This window comes from Borborobacter arsenicus, assembly GCF_003934165.1.
Classification (GTDB): Bacteria; Pseudomonadota; Alphaproteobacteria; order Rhizobiales; family Rhizobiaceae; genus Pseudaminobacter; species Pseudaminobacter arsenicus.
Genome location: NZ_ML133513.1, coordinates 34,611 through 58,961, shown reverse-complemented (window position 1 = coordinate 58,961; position 24,351 = coordinate 34,611). Strand labels below are relative to the sequence as shown.

General features: G+C 60.9%; 26 protein-coding genes and 1 pseudogene. 9 read left to right on the top strand and 18 right to left on the bottom strand.

From position 1 onward, the window contains the following. Position 1: 1 nt before the first annotated feature. The 17 genes and pseudogenes from EET67_RS06655 to EET67_RS06570 all read right to left on the bottom strand — a co-directional run bounded on the left by EET67_RS06655 (position 2) and on the right by EET67_RS06570 (position 13,038). Entirely contained in the window at positions 2–940 is a 939-nt protein-coding gene (locus EET67_RS06655) for a polysaccharide deacetylase family protein (protein ID WP_128625438.1), read from the bottom strand. Continuing rightward, positions 937–2,316, bottom strand: a complete 1,380-nt coding sequence (locus EET67_RS26020; RefSeq protein WP_245450763.1) for an amidohydrolase family protein — start codon at positions 2,314–2,316, stop codon at positions 937–939. Before EET67_RS26020 ends, EET67_RS06655 begins: the two co-directional genes overlap by 4 nt. 211 nt (positions 2,317–2,527) lie before the next feature. Beyond that, positions 2,528–3,253 carry an amino acid ABC transporter ATP-binding protein gene (locus EET67_RS06645; RefSeq protein WP_128625436.1) on the bottom strand — a complete coding sequence of 242 codons (726 nt, stop codon included), beginning with the start codon at positions 3,251–3,253 and terminating at the stop codon, positions 2,528–2,530. Positions 3,254–3,282: 29 nt separating this feature from the next. Then, positions 3,283–3,957, bottom strand: coding sequence for an amino acid ABC transporter permease (locus EET67_RS06640; RefSeq protein WP_128625435.1), 675 nt, complete (start codon positions 3,955–3,957; stop codon positions 3,283–3,285). A gap of 3 nt (positions 3,958–3,960) precedes the next feature. Further along, positions 3,961–4,638, bottom strand: a complete 678-nt coding sequence (locus tag EET67_RS06635) for an amino acid ABC transporter permease (protein ID WP_128625434.1) — start codon at positions 4,636–4,638, stop codon at positions 3,961–3,963. Between the two features lie 117 nt (positions 4,639–4,755). Continuing rightward, the gene (locus tag EET67_RS06630) at positions 4,756–5,622 is read right to left on the bottom strand and encodes a substrate-binding periplasmic protein (RefSeq protein ID WP_128625433.1); all 867 of its coding nucleotides are present in this window, start codon (positions 5,620–5,622) and stop codon (positions 4,756–4,758) included. Positions 5,623–5,667: 45 nt separating this feature from the next. After that, on the bottom strand, positions 5,668–6,150 hold the full coding sequence (locus EET67_RS06625) for an ureidoglycolate lyase (RefSeq protein ID WP_165899810.1): 483 nt from the start codon (positions 6,148–6,150) through the stop codon (positions 5,668–5,670). 282 nt (positions 6,151–6,432) lie between these two features. Continuing rightward, positions 6,433–6,717, bottom strand: a pseudogene (locus tag EET67_RS06620) (tyrosine-type recombinase/integrase); the annotation flags it as partial. Between the two features lie 278 nt (positions 6,718–6,995). Continuing rightward, positions 6,996–8,717, bottom strand: a complete 1,722-nt coding sequence (locus tag EET67_RS06610; RefSeq protein WP_128625431.1) for a SulP family inorganic anion transporter — start codon at positions 8,715–8,717, stop codon at positions 6,996–6,998. A 19-nt stretch (positions 8,718–8,736) separates the two neighbouring features. Beyond that, positions 8,737–9,168 (bottom strand): DUF6691 family protein, encoded by a 432-nt coding sequence (locus tag EET67_RS06605; protein ID WP_128625430.1) that lies wholly within the window; start codon positions 9,166–9,168, stop codon positions 8,737–8,739. Positions 9,169–9,172: 4 nt separating this feature from the next. After that, positions 9,173–9,601: a YeeE/YedE family protein gene (locus tag EET67_RS06600; protein ID WP_128625429.1), complete on the bottom strand. Its 429-nt coding sequence runs from the start codon at positions 9,599–9,601 to the stop codon at positions 9,173–9,175. Beyond that, positions 9,598–9,942 carry an ArsR/SmtB family transcription factor gene (locus EET67_RS06595; protein WP_128625428.1) on the bottom strand — a complete coding sequence of 115 codons (345 nt, stop codon included), beginning with the start codon at positions 9,940–9,942 and terminating at the stop codon, positions 9,598–9,600. Before EET67_RS06595 ends, EET67_RS06600 begins: the two co-directional genes overlap by 4 nt. Beyond that, on the bottom strand, positions 9,939–10,826 hold the full coding sequence (locus EET67_RS06590; RefSeq protein WP_128625427.1) for an MBL fold metallo-hydrolase: 888 nt from the start codon (positions 10,824–10,826) through the stop codon (positions 9,939–9,941). Before EET67_RS06590 ends, EET67_RS06595 begins: the two co-directional genes overlap by 4 nt. Positions 10,827–11,200: 374 nt before the next feature. Continuing rightward, on the bottom strand, positions 11,201–11,677 hold the full coding sequence (locus EET67_RS06585) for a hypothetical protein (RefSeq protein WP_165899814.1): 477 nt from the start codon (positions 11,675–11,677) through the stop codon (positions 11,201–11,203). Positions 11,678–11,724: 47 nt separating this feature from the next. Further along, a complete protein-coding gene (locus EET67_RS06580) occupies positions 11,725–12,198 on the bottom strand; it encodes a TspO/MBR family protein (protein ID WP_128625425.1) in 474 nt (157 codons plus the stop codon). A 57-nt stretch (positions 12,199–12,255) separates the two neighbouring features. Further along, positions 12,256–12,480, bottom strand: coding sequence for a DUF378 domain-containing protein (locus EET67_RS06575; RefSeq protein WP_128625424.1), 225 nt, complete (start codon positions 12,478–12,480; stop codon positions 12,256–12,258). A 69-nt stretch (positions 12,481–12,549) separates the two neighbouring features. Continuing rightward, the gene (locus EET67_RS06570; RefSeq protein ID WP_128625423.1) at positions 12,550–13,038 is read right to left on the bottom strand and encodes a fasciclin domain-containing protein; all 489 of its coding nucleotides are present in this window, start codon (positions 13,036–13,038) and stop codon (positions 12,550–12,552) included. A 165-nt stretch (positions 13,039–13,203) separates the two neighbouring features. Here EET67_RS06570 and EET67_RS06565 point away from each other — a divergent pair, with 165 nt between their 5' ends. The 9 genes from EET67_RS06565 to EET67_RS06525 all read left to right on the top strand — a co-directional run bounded on the left by EET67_RS06565 (position 13,204) and on the right by EET67_RS06525 (position 23,434). Further along, entirely contained in the window at positions 13,204–13,782 is a 579-nt protein-coding gene (locus tag EET67_RS06565) for a helix-turn-helix domain-containing protein (RefSeq protein WP_128625422.1), read from the top strand. A 33-nt stretch (positions 13,783–13,815) separates the two neighbouring features. Then, complete coding sequence (locus tag EET67_RS06560; RefSeq protein ID WP_128625421.1) at positions 13,816–14,247, top strand: potassium channel family protein; 432 nt, start codon at positions 13,816–13,818, stop codon at positions 14,245–14,247. A gap of 61 nt (positions 14,248–14,308) precedes the next feature. Continuing rightward, positions 14,309–14,626 (top strand): hypothetical protein, encoded by a 318-nt coding sequence (locus EET67_RS25580; RefSeq protein ID WP_165899809.1) that lies wholly within the window; start codon positions 14,309–14,311, stop codon positions 14,624–14,626. A 377-nt stretch (positions 14,627–15,003) separates the two neighbouring features. Continuing rightward, a complete protein-coding gene (gene arcD, locus EET67_RS06550; RefSeq protein ID WP_128625420.1) occupies positions 15,004–16,473 on the top strand; it encodes an arginine-ornithine antiporter in 1,470 nt (489 codons plus the stop codon). Positions 16,474–16,502: 29 nt separating this feature from the next. Next, a complete protein-coding gene (locus EET67_RS06545) occupies positions 16,503–17,720 on the top strand; it encodes an arginine deiminase (RefSeq protein WP_128625419.1) in 1,218 nt (405 codons plus the stop codon). Positions 17,721–17,735: 15 nt separating this feature from the next. Further along, a complete protein-coding gene (gene argF, locus EET67_RS06540; protein ID WP_128625418.1) occupies positions 17,736–18,737 on the top strand; it encodes an ornithine carbamoyltransferase in 1,002 nt (333 codons plus the stop codon). 2 nt (positions 18,738–18,739) lie between these two features. Then, entirely contained in the window at positions 18,740–19,657 is a 918-nt protein-coding gene (gene arcC, locus EET67_RS06535; protein WP_128625417.1) for a carbamate kinase, read from the top strand. Between the two features lie 70 nt (positions 19,658–19,727). Continuing rightward, entirely contained in the window at positions 19,728–22,295 is a 2,568-nt protein-coding gene (gene mgtA / locus EET67_RS06530) for a magnesium-translocating P-type ATPase (protein WP_128625416.1), read from the top strand. Positions 22,296–22,357: 62 nt separating this feature from the next. Beyond that, positions 22,358–23,434 (top strand): hypothetical protein, encoded by a 1,077-nt coding sequence (locus tag EET67_RS06525; RefSeq protein WP_128625415.1) that lies wholly within the window; start codon positions 22,358–22,360, stop codon positions 23,432–23,434. Here EET67_RS06525 and EET67_RS06520 read toward each other — a convergent pair. Further along, positions 23,379–24,341 carry a ribose-phosphate diphosphokinase gene (locus EET67_RS06520; RefSeq protein WP_128625414.1) on the bottom strand — a complete coding sequence of 321 codons (963 nt, stop codon included), beginning with the start codon at positions 24,339–24,341 and terminating at the stop codon, positions 23,379–23,381. The genes EET67_RS06525 and EET67_RS06520 overlap by 56 nt on opposite strands. Positions 24,342–24,351 lie beyond the last annotated feature (10 nt).

Genomic DNA, 24,351 nt, shown 5'->3' with positions numbered 1-24,351 from the left:
GTCAGCTCGGCACTCCAGCATCAATTCGGGGATGGTGCGCGCTCCAGTGGCGGGCAATGTCGATCCGGCGGGCGATCCAAACCCGGTCGTGTCTGGCAATGTGATCCAGAAACGCCTCCAGCGCGGGCAGTCGCCCAGGCCGGGCGAGCCTTGCGTGCAGGCCGATACTCATCATTTTCGGCGTGCTGCCGCCTTCGCGGTAGAGGACGTCGAAGGTGTTGCGCAAATACTCGAAATAGGCTGAAACACTGCCCAGCCCTATCGGGTTGATCAGTTTGGCATCGTTGGCGTCGTGCGTGTAGGGAATGACGAGATGCGGTCGGCCGGGCTCGCGGTCCCAATAGGGGAGCTCGTCATTATAGGCGTCACTGTCGTAAACGAAACCGCCTTCCTCACGCAGCAGGCGGCGCGTATGGATGCTGGGGCCGTATCGGCAATACCATCCCAGCGGCCTACGCCCGACGGTTCGCTCAAGCAGGGCGACCGCGCGCGCGATATGGTCGCGCTCCTCGGCCTCCGACAACAGCCAGTGTCGCTCCCACCGTAAGCCGTGGCAACACACTTCATGGGAAGCGCTCCGCAGATAAGCGGCCAGTTCGGGATTTCGTTCCACAGCGACGGCGCAAGCGAAGAGCGTGATGGGAATGTCACGCGTATCGAACAGATCCAGCAGGCGCCAGACACCGACGCGGCTGCCATATTCGTAGAGCGATTCCGCTGCCAAATCGCGCACCCCGTCAGGGACGGCCGAAACGGTTTCGAGCAGTCCACGCTCCGAGGCGGGATCCCCGTCAGGAATGGCGTATTCCGAGCCCTCCTCGTAATTGACGACGAACTGGACGGCGATCCGCGCACCTGCGGGCCAGTTCGCCTGCGGCGGGCGCTGGCCGTAACCGACGAAATCGCGGGCCGGCCCGCTTTGCCCCTGCTTGTCGATCATGATCGCACCCACCCCGTTTGCGATGACAATGGCGAGGCTGCCGCGACCGTACCGTTCCGCGCCCGTTGCGCTGCGTAATGCGCGCGCAGATGGTCATTGAGCGTTTCCGCCTGCGCCGCTGACAGCGCGGTCGGAGCCACTTTGCTGCGCTCGCCGTCCAAACGGCAGCGTTCGGCAAGTGTTCGCATATCGTGATGGGTAAACTGCCCATCGCGATAGACGATATCACCGCCGATCATGGTCATGCGAATGTCGCCGCCCCTCGCGCGTCCCAAAATGGCGGACAACAGGTCGAGATCGGGGTCGAGATAAGGCGTCCGAACATTCTGTAGATCCAACGCCACCAGATCGGCGGCCCGGCCCGGCGCAATCTCTCCTATCTGATCACCCAGACCCATAGCGCGCGCGCCATTGGCGCTCATCATCGACCAGAGTGTTTTCGTCCCGAGTGCAGGAAGGCCGTCCCAAGCCGGGCTGCGGGTCAATGCACGAGCCAGCCGCGCCTCAGTGAACAGATCCTCATCATCGTTGAGCGTGGTATTGTCGGAGCCCAGCGCCACATTGACTCCGGCGGCAACATAGTGCGCCAGGGGGGCGATGCCGGCATGTAGGCGCAGATTTGAAGCCGGGTTGCGCACCAATGTGCACCCGGTGCGTGCGGCAATGGCCACGTCGTCTTCCGTCAGCCACACGGCGTGGGCCAGCGAGGTCAGCGGCCCTAATGCACCCAACTGCTCCAGACGACGCATCAGGCCATCTGGATAACAGGCATTGACCGCGTCGATCTGCGCGGCGCTTTCCAGCACATGCATGTGGATCGGAATGGCGTGTCTGGCCGCATCCTGCACCAGGGCGGCAAGCAACGCATCCGATACCCACTGCGGCCCGGCTGGAGAGTAGGCGAACGTGATGCGCGGATAATGCGCATATCGTTCCCGCAGCCGCGCCATCAACGCGACCGTCGCCTCCGGGCCCGCGCAATAGACCGGCCGAGAAATATCGCCCAGAGCGGCTTGCAGCTGCACCGGCAGACCGCCAAGAATTACCTCCTGGCACTCCGCCGGATAGGCCAGTTCGGCCCGGTCCATGGCGCCGATGCCAAACATCACGCGTATGCCGGACTCATCATAGGCACGCAGGGCGGCATCGACTTCGGAAGGATAGTCCCGGCCGCCCCCCACCGTATTGGCATGAATGACCGAAGTCACCCCATTGGCAACCATCCGCAGAGCGGCATAGAGCGTCTGGAGATAGGGATCGATCTGCTGACGTCGCCGCTTGCCCGCCATCCATGGCTCAAGATAGTCATCCTCGAACCCGAGCTGCAATGCGGTTATGCCTCGCCCATGCTGATGGGCGTTGACCAGGCCCGGCATCAGCACGTGGCCGCCGAGATCGATCTCATGAGCAGCAGGTGCCATTGCCCGTAGCGTTGAGGCAGGCGCAATGGCGGCGATCCGGCTGCTGCTGACCAGTACACTCAGCCCGCCTTCAAGGCGAGGCGCGCCGCCGCCAAGCAGGACATATTCGGGTTGTAGAATAAATTCTGTCATCTGAATCCAGGAACCGTAATGCTGCCGCCTGCTCTCAATGCAGGATGGTGTGCAGGAAGCGCTGCGCTCTTTCCGTTTGCGGATTGCTGAAGAAGACGTCGGGCGCCGCTGTTTCCACGATCCGGCCGGCATCCATGAACACAACCTTGTCGGCAATGGTCTTGGCAAAGCCCATTTCATGGGTGACCGCGATCATGGTCATGCCGTCACGTCCCAGGTCGATCATCACATCAAGTACTTCCTTGATCATCTCGGGATCGAGGGCGGAGGTGGGCTCATCGAACAACATGACCTTGGGCCGCATGCACAGAGCTCGGGCGATGGCTACGCGTTGCTGCTGCCCACCTGAGAGCTCGCTTGGATATTTACCGGCCTGATCGGCAATGCGAACCCGCTCCAGCAGATGCATCGCGTATTCGCGGGTTTCGGCCATGTTGCGCGCACCCGTCAGACGCGGCGCAATCAGCAAATTATTCAGCACACTCAGATGCGGGAACAGGTTGAATGACTGGAACACCATGCCGACCTGCTGGCGGGCCTTGCGAACGGCCTGGCTGGAGCGCGTCATCTTGATGCCTACGACCGTGACCGTGCCACTCTCGAAAGTCTCGAGGCCGTTGAGGCAGCGGATCAGCGTCGACTTTCCCGAACCCGATGGCCCGCATAGGACGATTCGCTGGCCCTCCTCGACTGCAAGGTCGATATCCTTCAGGGCGTGAAAATCACTGTAGAATTTGTTCATCTTTTCGATGGTGATCATGGGAATTTCCTCGACGGCCCCGGCAGGCATCAGTAACGTGCCTTGATGGTCTTGAGTTCGTAGCGAGCGACCAGCCGACTGAACGGCCACAGTACGATGAAATAGAGCGCTGCGGCGGCGACCAGCGGCGTCGGATTGTAGACGTTGGCCTGTGCCACCTGTGCGACGCGCAGGAGTTCGGGCATGGTGACGAGTGAAGCAATCGAAGTCGCCTTGGCCAGTTCGAGCGCATTGCTGGCAAGCGGGGCCGCGACATTGCGGATTGCCTGCGGAACGACGATGAATAAGAGGACGCGCGGCCGGCTGATGCCCAGGGCCAGGCCCGCCTCCTGCTGATGCTTTGGCACGGAGGCGAGGCCCGCGCGAAAGATCTCTCCAAAATAGCCGGTGTTGTTGATGACCAGCGTCAACACGACTGCCACGAAAGGCGGCATCATCAGCCCAAGGAATGGCAAGGCGTAGAAAATAATCATCAGCAGGACCAGTACCGGAATGGAACGGCACAGGTCGATCAACACGAACAGAACCGCCGTAAGTACCCGGTTTTTCACTGCAAACAGCAGCGCTACGAGCAAACCGCTCAACAAGGAGAGTGGCAGTGCTACCAGAGCAAGCGACACGGTGACCAGCAAACCGCTCAGCAGCAGCGGCAGCACTGACACGAAAGTGTCCACATTGGCGAAATTGTTGAGAAACGCCTGCATGACTTAGGCTCTCCGTTCGCGGGTGGATCGACGCTCGAGCCAGCGGCTTAGCAAGACCAGCGGAATGAAGAAGAGGACATACAGCCCTGCCGCCAAGGTCAGCGGGCTTGGATTGGCCGCAATCGACATCGCGCTCTGCGCGCTGCCGAGCAGTTCGGGCAACGCCACCGCCGCGCCAAGTGCCGTACCCTTGGTAATGGCGATGGCGCGATTACAGAGAAGCGGAATAGACAGCCTGATAGCTTGCGGCAGAATGATGAAGGCGATGGTCGACCAGGCGCCGATGTTGAGCGCTCGTGCCGCATCGGTCTGCCCGCGTGGGATTGCCTGGATGGCCACCCAGAACGTTTCGGCTGAATATGCCGTCAGTACGAGGCTCAGCGTGGCAACCGTCGTCACCAGCGGCGACAGCCGCAACCCGGCGTAGGGCAAGGCGAAATAGACGAGAAACAGGATTACCAGGATCGGGATCGTGCGGAACACGTCGATGAATACGGCAAAGATGACATCGACTACCACATTGGAAAAGCATTTAAGCACCGCAAGCAGCAGCCCGCCCATTATGCCCAACACCACGGTCAGCAGTGACACTTCTGCTGTGAGCATCAGGCCTTGAACGATTTCACCCCAGTAACGGCCGATAACCTCGCCATTGAAGAAAATCTCTTCGATTGCACCCAAGCTACCTACTCCTCGCATTCGGCCGCCAGTCGGGCGGGCGGGCGCCTCATTCCAGACACCCGACCCGCTTCGCTTACGGCGCGGCCGAAACCGCACATGACGGATCAGCCGCCACCATCAGTCGCACGCCGGAACGTGCGCGGTGGGCGCGTGACCGACAAAGCCCGGAGGGCCAAAGCCGAAATACACCACGTCCATGGCCGAGCCGGGCGTTGGCGGCGAGCCATACCATTTGGTGTGCAGGTCGTGCAGCGTTCCATTAAGCTTCAGGCACTCGATGATTTCTTCCACCTGGTTACGGAATTGCACGTCATCGTTGCGGAACGCGAAGGCGAAGTTACGGCCAGAATAGTCCTTATGGGCCACCTCGATGGCGCTGTTCTTGGAGGCGGCATAGACGGTGGTGGGAATTTCGTTGATCGCCACGAAGGCACGCCCGGTTATCACCGCTTGAACAGCGTCGGGGAAAGAGTCGTAGCGCTCGACGGTAAAACCATATTTCTCGGCGTTGTCCCCAGCCCAGGAATCGTCGATCGTGCCGCGATTAACCGCAACCACCTTGCCCGACAGCTCCTCGAAATTATCGAGAACGTCGCCGGCCCGCACCACAAATCCACGCCCGGTCGCCAGAAGCGGCTCGGTGTAGAGCATCTGGGTGGACCGCTCTTCGGTGATGTTGAGAAGCGTATTGGTAAACTCAATCCGCCCGCCGAACAACGCGGCAAACAGGCCAGAAAAATTGATGTCGAGAATCTCGAAGCCGGGTCGCCCCAACCGTTTGGCGATTTCGGTGGTCACGTCGACCGCGAAACCTTCCGGCCCGGATGGACCCTGCATGATCCAGGGCGCCAAGCCGAAATTAGTGCCGACCACCAACGGCTCGCCACTCTTGACCTTGCTGTCCTGCGCCAAAACGGCGGGGACCATCGCGGCATAGAGCGCTATGCCGACTAACGTTCTTCGAAAATATTTAGCACGTCTCACGTTAGTTTCCTCCTCCAAGCGTGATTGACAAACGACAGGTGCACCCTAGGGCGCGCGACCGGTAGCACAGACCGCTATCGGCCGAGCGAGCTGGGCCTTTACATCGTTGCCTTCGGCGACCAGCCCCTGAACAACGAAGAAACTCGTGGAAGTATCGAGGACCATCATACCGGCATGCCAGACGCCAGACCGATAGATGAGGCCGCCTGCTCTGTCAGCGACAAAGGCCCGGCAACTGGCGACTTCGGGCTGCCCCAGAGCATCCGCCTGCGCCACGACGATCAGGAACCGGCATGGCTGCATGGCGACGAAGACCTGGGCGCTGTGCGGATGCGCCTCTAACTCCTCGACAGAAATCGATCCTTCAATGACCGGCTGAAACCTGGATATCCAGCAGCGGGGCTCAGCGTGCGGAGAGACGATGCGGAAGCTGTCGAAGAACCGGCGGCTACCCGCACCAACCACATCCGGGTCCAGCACCTCGCCGAACGGCGCAAATGCTGCTGCGGACAACGGCTCCGGCAGCATTTGCAATTGCGGCACTTGGGTGGATGTTCGCACGCTCATAAACCCTGTCGACCCTTTAAATCACTGAAAGTAAGTTATTTCTCGTTTGGGATACCACTGGTATTTAGTTGGTGTCAATATAAAATTCCATCGTGACGTGCGTTATCGTAAAGAGCCGGGGCGGCGGGACTGTCTCGACGGGACACCTACGACAAACGTCTGGACCGCCGATGCCACCAACGCTGCAGAGCTGGAGCCACCCCACATGCTCGAATGAAAGCGGCCGCAAACCGCACCTTGCGGCGGAAACAGCCAGCCCTGCGGCATCGCCAGACGCCAGTAGACCCGCAGGATACGCAGAAGCTGCACGGACAGCATCACGGTGCGGTCTTTGCCGCCCTTGCCGTGCTCGACTCGGATGACGCGGCGGCCGCTGTCGATGTGGCGGACCTTCAGCCCGAGCGTCTCCAAGGCGCGAAGACCTGCTGCGTAGGCCGTCGTCAGGGCCGTGCGCGTCTTCAGGCTCGGGACCGCCTCAAGAAAGCGGACAACCTTGTCGGCGCTCAGAACCACCGGCAGCGTGCGCGGCGCGCCGCGAGGCTTGTTCGGAAGCAGCGGCGATATGATCGCCCATTCCCGGTCTGTGAGTTGCTAGCGGAGACGCGTCTCCAAGGCTCCTTTTTTGGAAGCCTTGAACCATCAGGTCGATCAAACACCAAGTGGTTTTATGAGTTTACGGCCTAGAGAAACCAGATCCGAAAACGTCGCTCAGCAGGACGAGATACTGAATGCCTTACAGGCCGGCCTCAGCAACACGGCCGATGCCAATAAACTCAAGGAATGCCTTGTCGTTGAGGAAAGAGCATTCAGGCGCTTGATTTCTGTGTCAGGACCGTAATCGCCTCATATTGACTCAGGAAAACCCGCCCGGTGAGATTGTGCAGGAAGGGGGAGCGCTTCAGGCGGTCCATGACCGGTCCCTTCACTTCTGACAGGTGCATGAAGATGCCCGCGTCGCGCAGGCGGTGATTTATCTCTTCCAGGCTCTCAAGCGCGGAGGCATCAATGGCATTGACCGCCGAACACATCAAGATCACGTGCTTCAACTGAGTCCATTCGGCCACCAGTTCCGAGATATGGTCCTCAAGATAGCGGGTGTTGGCGAAATAGAGGCTCTCATCGACCCGAACGGACAGGATCTCGGGTGAAATGATCACCCGATGGCGGTCAACATTTCGAAAATGCTCCGTTCCGGGCACCTGGCCCACAACCGCTATATGAGGACGCGACGTGCGGTAGAGATGCAGGAGCAGCGATAAGCCCACGCCCATCACGACGCCGATCTCAACGCCAAGAAAGAGCGTGCCAACCATGGTTGCCGCCATGGCCGAAAAATCCGCTTTGGAATAGCGCCAGACGCGCCGAATGATAGAAAAGTCGACCAGCGACAGCACGGCGACGATGATCGTCGCCGCCAGGGTTGCTTGCGGCAGCTTGGTCAGAAGCGGTGTCAGGAACAATGTCGCGAGCGCAATACCAATGGCGGTATAAATGCCTGCGGCGGGCGTTTCTGCGCCCGCATCGAAATTCACGACGGAGCGGGCAAAGCCCCCGGTCACGGGGTAGCCTGAGGAAAGCCCAGATGCGATGTTGGCTGCGCCCAACGCGATCAACTCCTGATCGGGAATGATGCGCTGTCGGCGCTTGGCAGCAAGCGTCTGCGCCACTGAGACCGACTCCACAAAGCCGATCAAGCTGATGAGAAGTGCTGGTCCGGCAAGGGCACGCACCATGTCGAGATCGATGATCGGCAGGGCAGGAACCGGCAGTCCCTGTGGGATCTCACCCACCAGGACAACCCCTGCCTCGCCAAGCCGAAAGGCGCTGGCAGCGAGGATCGTGGTGGCCACTGCCACCACCGGACCGGCCTTGACTGCTATTTCTGCCAGGCGAGGCCTTACCCCCAACCGCAGAAGCAGCGCCTTCAGCTTCAGCCTTACGAAGTAGAGAAAGGCAAGCACGCCCACGGCGACGAAAAAAGTAGGCAGATTTCCCGCGGACAAGTTCTCTCCAAGGCCCACCAATATCTTCGGCAGCGTGTCACCGCCCGTTGGGATTCCGAGAAGATGCCTCACCTGTCCGGCAGCAATCAACAGGCCCGAAGCCGTGATAAAGCCGGAGATCACCGGCCGGCTCAGGAAGTTTGCGACGAAGCCAAGCCTGAAGAGGCCCATCGAGACCAGCATCAGTCCCGAGATCAGGGCGAGCAACATGGCCGCGATCAGGTTGGAATGCGTGCCCTGCGCCGCAATCTCGCCGACCGCTACGGCAGTCATCAAGGAAATGACAGCCACGGGACCGACTGCAAGCGTTCGGCTCGTGCCGAAGATGGCATAGGCGATCAGAGGCAGGATCGAGGCGTAAAGGCCGACTTCGGCTGGCAACCCTGCCAGCATGGCATAGGCGAGGGATTGCGGGATCAGCATGATTGTCACGATGATCGCCGCAATCAGGTCATTGGCCAGGTTCGAGCGCCCGTAGTGGCGCCCCCAGTCCAGAATAGGCAGGTAGCGGGCCAACCGCGTCATGTCTTCGCCTCTGTGGTTGTCAGGCGGATCGTGCCTGCGCCCGGGCTTCGGCAAGCAGCCGTGCAGCCCACATGCCGAGCATCATGGCGGGAACGAATGCGAGAGTTCCGGCCGCACCCAGGCCGAGCGAGGTGAGCGCCGGGCCCGGGCAGAAACCGCCGAGACCCCAGCCGATGCCGAAGATAGCGGGACCGACAATCACGCGGGTGTCGATGTCATTTCTGGCCGGCAGGTGAAAGCCGCCGCTCGCAACAGGCCGGCCGCGCGCCCACACCAGACGGTAGCCGATGAAGGCAACCAGCACGGCCCCGCTCATGACGAAGGCGAGCGATGGATCCCAAGTTCCAAAGAGATCCAGGAAGTTGAGCACCTTGGCCGGGTCGGCCATGCCCGAGACGACAAGGCCGATTCCAAAGAGCAGGCCCAGAGCGACATTGACGACGAAAGACATGGCATCAACCTCCCATCACATGGCGGGCGAGGAACAGGGTGACGAAGGCCGTGAACATGAAAATACCCGTCGCCACGAAGGAGCGCGTGGAAAGCCGTGACAGGCCGCATACGCCGTGGCCGGAAGTGCAGCCATTGCCCCAGATGGAGCCGAAGCCGACAAGAAGGCCAGCGGCGGCCATCAAGGGAATGCTTGAGGAAACGGTCTGCTCGGCAGCAGAGCCGGTCAGCACCATCATCACGGCCGGAGCAGCCACCAGGCCGATCACGAAGCCGAGGCGTGAAGGCAGGGCCTTGTCGCGGTAGGGAGGCAAGAGTCTTCCGGCAATGCCGGAGATGCCGGCAACGCGTCCCTCCCAAAACATCATCAATACGGCGGAGAGGCCGATCAGCATGCCGCCGGCCAGCGAGGCAAAGGGAGTGAACTCTGTCATTTGTCGTTACCTTCGGAGTTATTCTTCGGAAGTTCACAAAACATCCGGTGCATCAGGGAGATGAACTCCGCCACCCGTCCGTCGGCGAGCCGATAGACCATGTTTTTCGATTCCTTGCGGCCGATGATGAAGCCGGCTTCACGCAATTCGGCGATCTGCTGGGACAGGCCGGGCTGCCGGATTCCGAGCGTGTCCTCCAGATCGCGCACGGAACGCTCGCCATCGACGAGCGCGCAAACGATCATCAGCCGCGAAGGATGGGCGAACTTCTTCAGGAAGTCCGCCGCCTCCCCGGCATTCCGGACGAGTTCGGTGGTGTCGGGAGCAAGATCGAGCTTCATCGGTCATCCCATGCGGCGTGCAACGTATCGAGCGGGAATTTCAGGTAGCGTCTGCCATTCGCCTCGGGTTCGGGCAGCCGGCCACCGCTCATGTTGACCTGCAGTGCGTGAAGGATCAGCTTGGGCATCGACAGGGTCTTGTCGCGGGCCTCACGCAGCTTGATGAACTCGGCCTCCGACCGACACCTGGACATATGCGTGTTCTTCGCCTTCTGCTCGGCGACCGTCGACTCCCACCGCGGCTCGCGGCCACCCGGCTGATAGTCATGGCCGGTGAAGATCCGGGTTTCGTCCGACAGGGCCAGGATCTCCATGATCGACCTGTAAAGCCGTGATGCGCTGCCGCCTGGAAAGTCCGCCCGCGCCGTGCCGGAGTCCGGCATGAACAGCGTGTCATGCACGAAGGCGGCATCGCCGATCACATAGGTGATGGACGCGAGCGTATGGCCTGGCGAAAACAGCGCCCTGGCGGGAATGTTCCCCACCTTGAAGGTCTCGCCGTCGGCAAAAAGCTTATCCCACTGCGAACCGTCGGCAGGAAAACCGGGCCAGTTGTAGATGCCCTTCCAGAGCTTCTGGACATCAACGACTTTCTCGCCGATCGCCGTCGGTGCGCCGGTCCTGTCCTTCAGGTAGCGTGAGGCCGAGAAATGGTCGGCATGCGGGTGCGTGTCGAGGATCCATTCGACCTGAAATCCCTGCGCCTCCACGAAGGCAAGGATGGAATCGGCATTGCTGGTTGCGGTCGCGCCAGACTTTTCGTCGAAATCCAGGACCGGATCGACGATGGCGCATTTCTTCGTCTCAGGATCGGCTACGACATACTGGATCGAAAAGGTGCGCTCATCGAAGAAGCCCTTTACCAACGGCCTGTCTGCATTCATCGAAATTGCTCCTTGATGGTTCGTTTCGTTCGGCTCGCGGCAATTGCGTCCATGCCGCGAACCCCGCGAGAGCGTCGATAACGATTAAATAATATCGATTGCAAAAAATTGCAATCGATATTATTTAATGACCATGGCGACCTCCCGCATGCGTGATGCCACGGCACTTTTCCTCATCGTCGGTGAGCCTCGCCTTACGGGAGATCATGTCGCGGCGATTTTCGGAGGCAGGCACCGCTGGCGCTCCGCCCGTCTCCCCCGCTTGCACAAGACGGCGCGTGACCGGATTTGCCAGGTGAAATGCGACAGGCAGTATTTTGACGGCCTCAAAGAAAGCCGGAATGCCGAACACGGGTCAGCTATCCACAGCTGGTTCAAATCGCACGGCTATCGTAAGCCCAATGCAGAAGTGCTTGACGCTGGCGGCGGCGGCACCAGCTGTCACCCGGTTCGCAGTAGCGACTGACCTGCGCGACGTGTCGGCGCATGGCTTTCCATCGTCCAATCTGGCGCTCATCCTCTCCCGCCAACCTGCGGCCGTGGAAATAGCGGCAATACCATTGGAACCATCCGCGCGGATCATCTGGATGGATCCAGCCCTTGGCTCGCCAGACATTGAGAGGCAGACTGGCATCAACGCCGAAATAGTTCAGTGAGGGATCGCGGCCGCCCGGCGACAGACGTGCGTGTCGGAACCAGCTTTCCGGGAACTCGTCCTTGCAGTCAGTCATGTACTTGCCGGCGAACACGCCAAGAGTGAGCATGGCTTCAGGCGTGAGATCAGGGTGAAAATCCGGATTCAAGCCGATACCCTCAGGCGCTGTGAGACGGTAGCGGTAGCCCTGCTGCATCCGGTCGTTTACTTCTATCCAGCGGTCGGACAAGCTCGTGCTCCTGCCTAGGATGGGATGACGCTGTTACGCCGCCAGACTGAGAAGTTGAGCAACAAGGCGAAGCTTACCCAGCAAAGATAGGGCACAAGCACTGCGGCTGCAGCCGGGTGTATCGGATAAAACAAGACGATTGTCGCGACGATCGACAGCCATAACAGGACCATCTCGACCAAAGCCCATCCAATTCGATGAAGGCCGAAAAAGATCGGCGACCAGGCTGCATTCAACAGCAGTTGAATGCCATATGCCGATAGCGGCAACTCCGCGCCTCCAAATCCTGCTTCCCGCCAGACCAGCCAGCCGGCTAAAGCAATCATCGCGTACAGAAGCGTCCAGACCGGGGCAAACAACCAGTCGGGAGGCCGCCAGGATGGCTTGTCCAGCTGCTGGTACCATTGGCCAGGTCGGAAAACGATGCCGCCGATGCCGGCTGCGAAAGACGCAACCCCGAAACCAAGTAGTACCAGCAAAGAAGCCATACCTCGCGTCAAGCTGAGGAGAGATCGCCGCTTGAGCGACCCCTCCTCGTGCTGTGCCTAGCGTGCATGTCCTGCGGCAGTGTCGTTCGATGCCAACGCAGAGACAATCGGCGCGATCTGCCATGCTGCCGACAGCCCCACGACGACATAGATGATACGTGTGAGGACCAACCCTGTTCCAGATATCGCGGCAACGAGGTCGAAATTAAGCAGGCCAACGAGGCCCCAATTCAATCCTCCAACTATAACCAGCACCAAGGTCAGGACATTCAAGATCTTCATTACATCCTCCCCGTTCCAGACTCTTCAGGTCGGTGCGCGGCTTTCGCCCGTCAGCTGCGTCCGCAAAGCCTAGCCTTGCGGCGGCATTATCACCTTGTCGATGATGTGAATAACGCCGTTGGTCGCATCGATATCGGTCGCGAGGACAGTGGCGTCGTTGACTTTCACTGAACCGCCGCCGACCTGGACATCGATTGACTTGCCATTGACGGTCTTGGCCTCATCGAGTTTGGTGACGTCGGCGGACATCACCTTGCCCGGCACAACGTGGTAGGTGAGCACGTCGACGAGCTTCTGCTTGTTTTCAGGTTTTAGCAGAGCTTCGACGGTCCCGGCAGGCAGGTTGGCAAAGGCATCATCCGTCGGGGCAAACACCGTAAAGGGTCCCTCACCTTTGAGGGTAGGGACCAATCCTGCCGCGTCGAGCGCTGCCGCCAGGGTCTTGAACTGACCAGCACCGACAGCAGTATCGACGATATCCTTTTCGGCAGCGTGTGCGGGTATTCCGAGCGCGGCTATGGAAAACACGGCGGCGGCGAGTGCGTGCTTCAGTCCCATCGTCCTTCTCCTTTGGTTAACAATGCTCGCCTCCTCGGGCGGCAACATTTCATATGGCGTAAAATCTTTCTCATGCCAGTAAAAATGTCGTGAGATGAAAATATATTCTCTTGACAGTTAAAATTGGGGGCGCCAATTGTCCTTGCATGAAAAGGAGTTGAAGGCTTGCTGTCCGACACCCTCACCGACGAGCTCGAACGCTATCGGATCGGCCCGCGCATCAAGGCACTTCGCCTGAAGAAAAAGATGGGACTGGTTCAACTGGGCGCGCACACCGGCTTATCGTCGGCGATGCTTTCGAAGATCGAGCGGGGGCAGCTTTTTCCCACGCTGCCGACCCTGCTTCGGATTGCGCTGGTCTTCGGCGTCGATCTGGATCACTTCTTCAGCAAGGAAGGGCCGCGCATGGCGGTAACCAGAAAGGGACAGCGCCTGAGGCTTCCAGTTCCGGCAGGAGGAGAGATTCCGGCCTATTCGTTTGAAAGCCTTGACTATCCAATTGCTGACCGGCGTATGGATGCATACTTCGCGGAGTTCACGGGGCCTGCAAACCCGTCAAAGCCGCATCAACACGGAAGCGCCGAATTCATTTACGTTCTGAGCGGTCGATTGAACGTGAACGTCGACGGCGAAGAAGTGTCGCTCGAAGTGGGAGATGCGGTGTATTTCGATTCGAACGTTCCGCATAGCTACTGTCGGGGGGGTATCGGAAACTGCTCGGCAATCGTGGTAACGACCCCATGATAGCGGCCTTGCAGGCGGCCCGGAGCGTGCGAAATGATCAATAACCTTGCCCTTGGAACCTTAATGATAACGCTGACGGTTCTCGTCCACACCTTCGGCTTGATAGCCGTGACAAAGGTAATGGCACGGATGGTCGCGCGCTTCAGAATGCATGGCCACCGCAGCAGGGTGGTCGCGATGGTAAGTATCGTTACGGGTTTGTTCGTCGTGCTGGCCGTGGAAATCTGGCTTTGGGCGGCCTGCTATCTGGCAATCAATCTGTTGCCTGACTTTGAGACCGCGCTTTATTTTTCCATCGTGACCTTCTCGACCATCGGCTATGGAGACATCGTTCCAGGGCATGATTGGCGCGTGCTTGCTGCCCTTGAAGGGATCAACGGCTTCCTGTTCATAGGCTGGTCCACTGCCTATCTCGTCGCCGCTGGCACAAGAGTGGGTCCTTTCAGATCCGGCGAACACTTTTGAGATATATCCCGTCCCAAGCGGAAACTTGCCCGCGTGCTGCTAGAGGATTTTACAGGATCACTTGGCGTCGCACACCTGCGGCAAAAACAAACAGATTGAGTGGCAGTCCGGATTCCGGGCATCCACCGGAACCCGACGCAGCGCCCGAGCGAGCGCATCGACAAATCCGCTCGCCATTCTAAAAGCCGACATCGGCAACTGGCGGACGAAAGTTCCGGAAACCCGTACGCGGGCAATCGCACCGTTCGTCAAACTTTCCAAAGGGCTGCGTTCGTTTGCACGTCGGCTCGGCCTTGTAGGGGTGTCCAGGAACCTCGACATAGCGCGTAGTTTCTGCGCAACCGGCTATGGCGACAAAGAGCGCCAGGGCGAAGAATGATCTCATCTCATTCATCCGATAATTGTCCTTGCCCCGCTGCAACAGCATGTCACCATCGCTTGCTGGCGCATTGTGCAAGATCAAAGGTTTCCGCCATTCGGCCGCAGGACGGAATTTGCGCGACGTCGGGGCCTGTCCACGGCGCCTACACATAACAGCTTCTAAAACAGCCCGACGATGGTGCCACCTCACCGAGAGCCGGGGTGGATCGCGCACGCGCAAGACACTTGTTCTTCGCGCGTGACGGCAATCGGCTGATGGTCCGGACGCTTGCATCTGGTGCGGTGCGCCAAGCTAGTATTTGACGCGCGTCAAGGCGAAACTGTCCGCACCGGCACACTCTCCTGGCAAATGGCCTGAACTGTGGGAGATCTGCCATGGCCGCCACCGATATCCCTTCTGCACCCGCAGCTTCTATTACGACCCCAAGCCAGACAAAGCTGCGCCTTGGCGCACTGACTGCGCTAGTCATTGGCTCGATGGTTGGCTCAGGCGTGTTCAGCCTGCCTCAGAACATGGCCGCCGGGGCTGGGCCGCTCGCCATCCTGATCGGTTGGGGCATCACCGCCGTCGGCATGTTGGCGCTCGTCTTCGTCTACCAGTCGCTCGCCGTCCGCAAGCCGAGGCTGGACGCTGGCCCCTACGCTTACGCCAAGGCCGGTTTCGGGCCGTTCATCGGCTTCAACAGCGCCTGGGGGTATTGGATCAGCGCCTGGGTCGGCAATGTCTCCTATGCGGTGATTGTTTTTTCCGCGCTGTCCTATTTCTACCCGGCGTTTGGCGACGGCAACACATGGCAGGCCGTGCTCGGCGCCTCGATCCTTCTGTGGCTCATCCACATCCTCATCTTGGCCGGCGTGCGCCAGGCCGCGATCGTCAATCTCGTGGTCACGATCGCGAAGATCGCACCCATCGTCTTGTTCATCGGCATCGTCGCCGTCGCCTTCAAGGTGGACGTCTTCAACGCCGACTTCTCCGGCCTCGGCAATGCCAACCTCGGCTCGATCATGACACAGGTCAAAAGCACCATGCTGGTGACGCTGTGGGTATTCATCGGCATCGAAGGCGCCAGCGTGTTCTCGGCCAGGGCGGAACGGCGCAACGATATCGCAACCGCGACTGTGCTCGGCTTCTTTACCTGCCTCGCGCTCTATGCGCTGGTCTCGCTTCTGTCGATCGGCATCATCAGTCAGCCGGAACTCGCCGGGTTGAAGAACCCGTCCATGGCAGGTGTCCTGGAAACGGTCGTCGGCCCTTGGGGCGCTATCCTTATCAACCTGGCGCTCGTAGTCTCCGTCGTCGGCGCGTTCCTGAGCTGGACGCTGCTGGCCGCCGAGGTTCCCCACGTCGCCGGCAAGGACGGCACCATGCCGAAATTCTTCGCGCATGAGAGCGAACGCGGCGTGCCCTCCACGTCGCTGCTAGTCACTAATCTCCTGGTGCAGGCGTTCCTCATCGTCACGCTCTTCGCGCAGAGCACCTACCAGGCGCTGTTCTATATCGCCTCGGCGGCCATCCTGGTTCCCTACATCTTCTCCGGCGCCTATGCGGCCAAGCTCGCCATCACGGGCAAGAGCTACGGCGTTGGCGAGAGCCGCAACGGCGCGCTGCTGATGGGCTTCGTGGCTACCATCTACGGCCTCTGGCTCGTCTATGCCGCCGGCCTCTCCTACCTGTTCATGTGCGCGGTGCTCTACGCGCCCGGCATCGTCTTCTACATCTGGGCGCGGCGCGAAAACAGGGAGCGTGTCTTCCATCCGGTCGAGGCCGCCCTCGCCGCTGCTCTCGTCGCTGTCAGCCTCTATGCAGCCTACGAAATGTGGGTTGGCGCCGTCAGCGCGCTCTGACGCAGCCCGACTTTCCGAAAGGACAAGGCATGACAGAGCTCGGCGTTCATTCCGAAACTGGCCGGTTGCGCGAGGTGATCGTGCACCGACCCGACCTCAGCCTGCGCCGGCTCACCCCGGACAACTGCAAGGCGCTGCTGTTCGATGACGTGCTCTGGGTCAAGCGGGCGCGGCAGGAGCACGACGTCTTTGTCGATGCGCTGCGCGAACGCCACGTGACGGTGCATTCCTTCGGCGAACTGCTAGCCGAGACGATGGCCGACGCCGAGGCGCGCGACTGGCTTCTCGATCGTCGGGTCAACGCTTCAGTCGTAGGCTATGACATGATGGACGAACTGCGCGGCTGGCTGGACAAGATTCCGGCGGACCGAATTGCCTCTTTGCTGGTGGGAGGCATCGCGCGGGCCGAACTGCCGTTCCAGCCGGCCGGCCTCACCGGCAAGACGCTGCTGCCGCAGGATTTCGTGCTGTCGCCGCTGCCCAATCAGCTTTTCACTCGGGATAGTTCGTGCTGGATTTATCGCTCCGTCTCGATTAATGCCATGTACTGGTCGGCGCGCAAGCCGGAGGCAGCCAATGTCGAGGCCGTCTACCGCTTCCATCCCCGCTTCCGCGATGCCGGCTTGCCCTTCGTCTCGCCGGACAATCCCGGTCCCGGCGTCAGCCTGGAAGGTGGCGACGTCATGCCCATCGGCGGCGGCGTGGTTTTGGTCGGCATGGGTGAGCGCACAACGCCGCAGGCGGTCGGCGGGCTGGCCCGCAGCCTGTTCGCCGCTGCCGAGGCCACCCGCGTCATCGCCGCGCTGATGCCACGCGACCGCTCCTTCATGCATCTCGACACCGTGTTCACCTTCTGCGACCACGACCTCGTGACCATGTATCCGCCGGTGGTCGAGCGGCTGCGCAGCTTCTCGCTGCGTCCTGGCGACGGCGAGGCGGCCGTCGACGTCGTCGAGGAGGAAAAGCCGTTCACCGAGGTCGTCAGGGAAGCACTCGGCCTGAAGGCGCTGCGAATCGTCGCCACGGGCGGCGACAGCTACCAGTCGGAGCGCGAGCAGTGGGACGACGGCAACAACGTCGTCGCCGTCGAGCCGGGCGTCGTCATCGGCTACGACCGCAACGTCTACACCAACACGCTTCTGCGCCGCGCCGGCATCGAGGTGATCACCGTCGAGGGTGCGGAACTGAGCCGCGGCCGGGGCGGCGGCCATTGCATGACCTGCCCGATCGCACGCGACCCACTCTGACCAAGGAGAGAACATATGCCCGTCAACCTGCATGGCCGCAACGTGCTGACGCTGGATGACTTCTCCGGCGCCGAGATCCGTTACCTGCTCAGGCTCGCCGCGGACCTGAAGGCGGCGAATAGGGCCGGCACGGAAATGCCGCGGCTGACCGCCAAGAACATCGCGCTGATCTTCGAGAAGGATTCCACTCGCACTCGCACCGGCTTCGAGGTAGCGGCCTACGACCAGGGCGCGCACGTCACCTATCTCGGCCCCTCCGGCAGCCATATCGGCCACAAGGAATCGATGAAGGATACGGCGCGCGTGCTCGGGCGCATATATGATGCCATCGAATATCGCGGCTTTTCCCAGCATCAGGTGGAACTGCTTGCCGCCTATGCCGGCGTGCCGGTCTATAATGGTCTGACCGATCTGGACCATCCCACGCAGATCCTCGCCGATTTCATGACCATGCGCGAATTTACCCACAAGCACCTGTCCGACGTGACGGTCGCTTTTGTGGGTGAAGGAAAGGACAATGTCGCCCAATCGCTCGCCGTCGGCGCGGCGAAGGTCGGTATCGACATGCGCATCGCCTCTCCTCGCAGGCTCTGGCCGGAGCAGGATTTCTGCACCCATGTCAAAGCGTTGGCCCAGCGGAACGGCGGGCAGTTCAGGTTGGATACCGATTTGGAGGCCTGCGTTAGAGGGGCCGATTTCATCTACACAGATGTGTGGCTGTCGATGGGTGAGGACGAAAGTGCCTGGGGTGAGCGCATCAAACTTCTTATGCCCTATCGGGTCACGCGCAAGCTGATGGCATCAACCGGCAATCCATACACCAAATTCATGCACTGCCTGCCCGCCTTCCATGACACGGAAACGGAAATAGGCCGGCTGGTCGCCAGTGAATATGGCATCGACTGCATGGAGGTCGAGGACGCGGTGTTCGAGTCAGAAGCCTCCATCGTCTTCGACCAGGCCGAGAACCGCATGCACACGATCAAGGCGATCCTCGTCGCCACGATTGGCAGCTGAAGATGCGTATCGTCGTCGCCCTAGGCGGCAATGCGCTATTGAAGCGCGGCGAGCCGATGACGGCCGACAGCCAGCGCGCCAATATCCGACGCGCGGCCGAGGAGCTGGCCCAACTGGTGAAGGCCGGCCATTCGCTGGTAATAACGCATGGCAATGGGCCGCAGGTGGGGCTGCTCGCCCTGCAGGCGGCGGCAACGCCTGACACGCCCTTTCCGCTCGACGTGCTCGACGCCGAGACAGCCGGCATGATCGGCTACGTCATCGAGCAGGAGCTGCGCAACGTGGCGAAAGACCGGCTCTTCGCCACGCTGCTTACGCAGGTGCGGGTCGATCCGCGCGATCCGGCCTTTGCCAAACCGACCAAACCGATCGGCCCTGTCTACGACGAAGCCACCGCCCGCCGGCTTTCGGCCGGGCGCGGCTGGACAGTCGCGCCCGATAACGGCAAATGGCGCCGCGTCGTGCCATCGCCAAGGCCGCTGGAAATCCTCGAGGCTGAAGTGCTTGCTTTCCTGGTCGAGCGCGGCGTCATTGTCATCTGCGCAGGCGGCGGCGGCATCCCCGTCGTCGCGCTGGCAGACGGCAGCATTGCCGGCGTCGAGGCCGTCATCGACAAGGACTTCGCCTCCTCGCTCCTGGCGCGACAGCTCGACGCCGACATGCTGCTCATGCTCACGGACATCGATGCGGTCTATCTCGACTGGGGAACCTCGCAGGCGCGGCCGGTCGGCCGCCTGCAGGCCAATGAAATCAATGCCGCACACTTCCCGGCCGGCTCGATGAGACCCAAGATTGAGGCAGCCATTATATTCGCGACAGCTACCGGCAAACCGACCGCGATCGGCCGCCTGGAGGATGCGGCCGACATTGTCGCCGGCCGCAAGGGGACACGGATAGATCTGCCGGTTCCGTTGCATTGACTGGCATCAAGGCACGTCGAGGCAAGGCACGCTCATAATCGACGATCATTGGCCAGGAGCCTGATCCATCATGGAGCGGGAACAAGTCTCGGCGGACAGCGCCTATTGGTCGGTTCCGGCGGAAACAGTCCTAGCCAGGCTAGGTTCCACCCAGTCGGGCCTCTCCTCCAGCGAGGCTCAAGTCAGGCTGCGCAAAGCCGGACCCAACCTGATCGGTCGCAAAGCCGGCCCCTCCCCCATCGTCGCCTTCCTGCAGCAATTCCGGAGTCCCCTGGTCCTTATCCTGATTTTCGCTGCCATCGTATCGGCCTTCATCGGCGAAGGCAGCGAGGCTGTCATCATCGGGATCATTGTGCTGGCTAGTTGCGTGCTATCCTTCACGCAGGAATACGGCGCTTCCAAAGCCATGCAGGCGCTGACTGCGCAAATTGCGCGCAAGGCGGTCGTGCTGCGCAACGGCGAGGAAGCTAACGTGGCTGTCGAGGAGATCGTGCCAGGTGACGTGATCCGGCTGTCGGCCGGAAATCTGATCCCGGCTGATGGCGTGCTCCTGGAGGCGCGCGATTTCAACGTGAGTGAAGCAGCGCTCACCGGCGAGACCTTCCCGGTCGTGAAGACGCCGGGTATTTCGGCGGTGCAGGCCCAATTGGGTCAGCGCGCGAATGCCGTCTTCACAGGCACCTCGGTTCGCAGCGGAACGGCAACCATGGTTGCCGTTTGCACTGGCGAGCGCACCGAGTTTGCGGCGATTGCCGGGGCGATTGCCCATGCAGCGCCCGAGACGGAATTCGCCAGAGGCATCCGACGCTTTGGATATTTGATGACGGAGATCATGCTGGTCATCGTCATCATCGTCTTCTTCGCCAACCTCCTCCTGCACCGCCCAGCCGTCGACTCGCTGCTGTTCTCGCTGGCGATTGCCGTCGGTTTAACTCCGGAACTGCTGCCGGCCATCATCAGCGTCACCCTGGCGCGTGGCGCGCGCACGATGGCGGCGCGCGGCGTCATCGTGCGCCGGCTCGATGCGATCGAAAACCTCGGCAGCATGGACCTCCTGTGCACGGACAAGACCGGCACGCTGACCGAAGGCACGATCCGCCTCGATGGTTGCCGGGACGTGGACGGCGCAGATTCTCCACGGGTCCGACAGTGGGCGCTGCTCAACGCGACGCTTCAGTCCGGCATGGCGAACCCGCTGGACCAGGGAATTGCGGCCAGCAAGCGTCTGGACGATGACCTGTCCACCCATGCCAAGGTCGACGAGATTCCTTACGACTTCATCCGCAAGCGACTATCGGTCATCGTCCGGCAGAAAGATGCGGGTGACGACCTCCTGATCTGCAAGGGCGCTGTCCAGAATGTCCTGGAGGCCTGTTCGTCCGTTCTCACCGGGACGGGCGAGCAACCGCTGGGCGAACGCGAAGCGCGAATCATCGACGAGAAGGTACGCGGCTGGTGCATGCAAGGCCTTCGCGTGCTCGGCCTTGCAGTGCGCCACCTCCCGCAGCGGGCCAGCTACCGGCGCGAGGACGAGGCGGGCTTGGCCTTTGCCGGATTCCTGCTGTTCCTCGATCCACCCAAGGCAGGCATGGCCGAGACGCTGAAATCGCTGGCCCATCGTGGAATAAGGGTGAAGGTCATCTCCGGTGACAACCGCCATGTCGCGGAGCATCTGGCTGAGATCGTCGGCCTGCCTCATCTCAACATCCTCACTGGCGGGGAACTCGCGAAGCTGACGAAGGAAGCGCTGTTTGCTCGCGTCGGAAGCACCGACATCTTCGCCGAAATCGACCCCAACCAGAAGGAGCGAATCATCTCCGCACTGCGCCGGCGGGGCCATGTCGTCGGCTATCTTGGCGACGGAATAAACGATGCGCCCGCCATGCACGAGGCCGATGTCGGAATTTCGGTCGATGGCGCTGTGGACGTCGCGCGCGAAGCAGCTGACATGATCCTGCTGCAGCGCGACCTGGACGTCCTCCTGCGCGGCATTGACGAAGGGCGTCGCACCTTCGCCAACACGATGAAATACATTGCCGTCACCACCAGCGCCAATTTCGGCAATATGGTCTCCATGGCGTTCGCATCGCTCGCGCTGCCGTTCCTGCCGCTGCTGGCACCGCAAATCCTGCTCAACAATTTCCTCTCAGACGTCCCATCGCTTGCCATCGCCACCGACAATGTGGATGCAGATCTGGTGCGGATGCCACGTCGCTGGGACATCAGCTTCGTGCGCCGTTTCATGGTCGCCTTCGGCCTGGTCAGCTCGGCATTCGACTTTGCCACGTTCGCTTTCCTCATCCTCCTCGCTGAGGCCACCGCGCAGGTCTTCCAAACCGCCTGGTTCATCGAATCTCTTCTGACGGAACTGGCCATCGTGCTGGTCGTGCGCACCCGAAAGCCGCTTTGGAAAAGCGCTCCCAGCGCGCTGCTTTCGTGGCTGACATTGGGAGTCACCATGCTGGCGATAGCCATTCCCTATCTGCCGGGGGCGGACTGGTTCGGCTTCGTGCCGCTGTCGGCGCCGATCATGGCAGGACTTGCCGCGATCACGCTGGCTTATCTGGCAGCTTCGGAAGCGATGAAGGTCTGGTTTTTCGGGCGCGAGCGCCACCCGGGCAAGCGGCATCGTTCTTGAAGCGCCGAAGACCAGCCTTGATGCACGTCAAGGCAAACGGCGCCGGTGCATGATGGACTGCCTTGATCGCACTTGGTTCTTTAGCTCCTGGAACGCACATGGTAACACTTGCGGAAAAGGTGGAATTCCTGAGTTGTCCGGGCAGTTTTCCCCATGCAACGACCAATGTCGAGGTAAGGGAAACCCATATGTCTTGGGTGTTCCTCGCCGACGACCGCGTCTACAAGCTCAAGAAGCCGGTCAAATACCCCTTCCTCGATTTCAGCACGCTGGACCGCCGTCGCTACTACTGCGAGGAGGAACTGCGGCTGAACCGGAGGCTCGCCAGCGAGGCTTATCTCGCGGTCATCCCTCTGCGCGTGGACCGGACAGGCCGCCTTGCGGTACACGGCCACGGCCGGACCATTGACTTGCTTGTGGAAATGAATCGGCTGCGCCATGCCGACATGCTCGATGTACGGCTACGCGAGGGTCGCGTCTCAGAAGCGGAAGTCCGCCGCGTCGGCGAGCTTATGGCTCGTTTCTATGCGGGCTGCACGCCCGAGATCACGAATGGAGGCCTTTATCTCAAGCATCTTACCGAGGAGCAGGCCATCAACCGGGCCATCCTGCAACGGCCGGAACTCGGCGTGCGGGATGCTGCCAGGCCAGTGTTCGATGCCGCCGACCGGGCACTTGAATCGATCGTATCGAAGATCAAGCGACGGATCGCGGATGGCCGCATTGTCGAAGGCCATGGTGACCTGAGACCGGAACACGTCCACCTCGGCAAGCCCCTCCAGATCATAGACTGCCTGGAATTCAACCGTCCGATGCGCATCCTCGACCCTTATGACGAGATCAATTATCTCGGACTGGAATGTGTCGCCGCGGGTCAGCCGTGGATACGTGCCTGTCTCCTGGATACTTTGACCGCGAGATTGGGGGGACGGCCAGACGGAGACCTTCTTGCATTCTACGGCGGTTTCCGGATGCTTCTAACGGCACGTCTTTGCATGGCGCATTTGCTGGAAATGCCAGTGCGTCAACCAGAGAAATGGAAGCCGCTCGCCCTGTCCTACATCGCATTGGCGAAGCACGAACTCAGCTTTCCATGCCGACCAGATCCGAAATCGACCCGTTCGTATGAAGACGTCTGATCGCCTCGGCTATCAGCGATGCGCATGAGATCACCTCAAGCTTGGCAGCTTTCGTCGCGGACGCAAGGCTGTCGGAGACGACAATGCGGTCTATGGCGCTTCCCGCCAGGAGAGCGTAGGAGCCGACGCCAAAGAGCCCGTGCGTGGCTATCGCATGAACTGCTCTCGCGCCGCGCTCACGACATGCATGGGCCGCCCTGAGCATGGTGCCGCCGGTGCTGATCATGTCATCGACAAGAAAGACTGCCCTGCCGTCCACGTCGCCCGAGAACAGATCGCCTGACACGACACCGCGGCTGCGGCGCTTCTCCATGAAGCCAAAGCCGACCTCCACGCCAACCTCGGCTTCATAGCATTGCCGGAGCAATTCCGCTCGCTTTATGCCGCCACCGTCGGGAGAAAAGATCACGACCGGCTGGCCTTGATCCAACTTCCGGATTGCCGGACAAAAGAGCTTGCGCGCATTTAGGTGGACTGTCCGGCAGCGGAACGCGTTTTGGAACGCTGCGAAATTGTGCACCTCGAGCACCGCCACGCAGTCGGTGCCGGCCGCCTCGAAGAGCTGCGCAACATAACGAGTCGTCACCGGGTCGCGTTCCTTTGTCTGCCGGTCCTTGCGGGCATAAGCGAGATAGGGGACAACCGCCGTTACGCGCGCGGCACCGTTTTCCCGGCAGGTGGCGATGAAAAACAGGAGCTTGACGAGTTTGTCATTGGCAGACGCGCCGGGTTCACCGGCAATACTGTGGACGATGTAGACGTCCTCGCCGCGCACGCTTACCAGCGGCCGGGCCTTATGCTCACCGTCCTCGAAGTCGCGTTCCTCATGCGGGTCGAGCCCCATACTCATGGCACCCGCAACCGCGACGCCAAGGCTGTCGCTCCCCTTCAAAGCGAATAGACGCATTGATACCTCA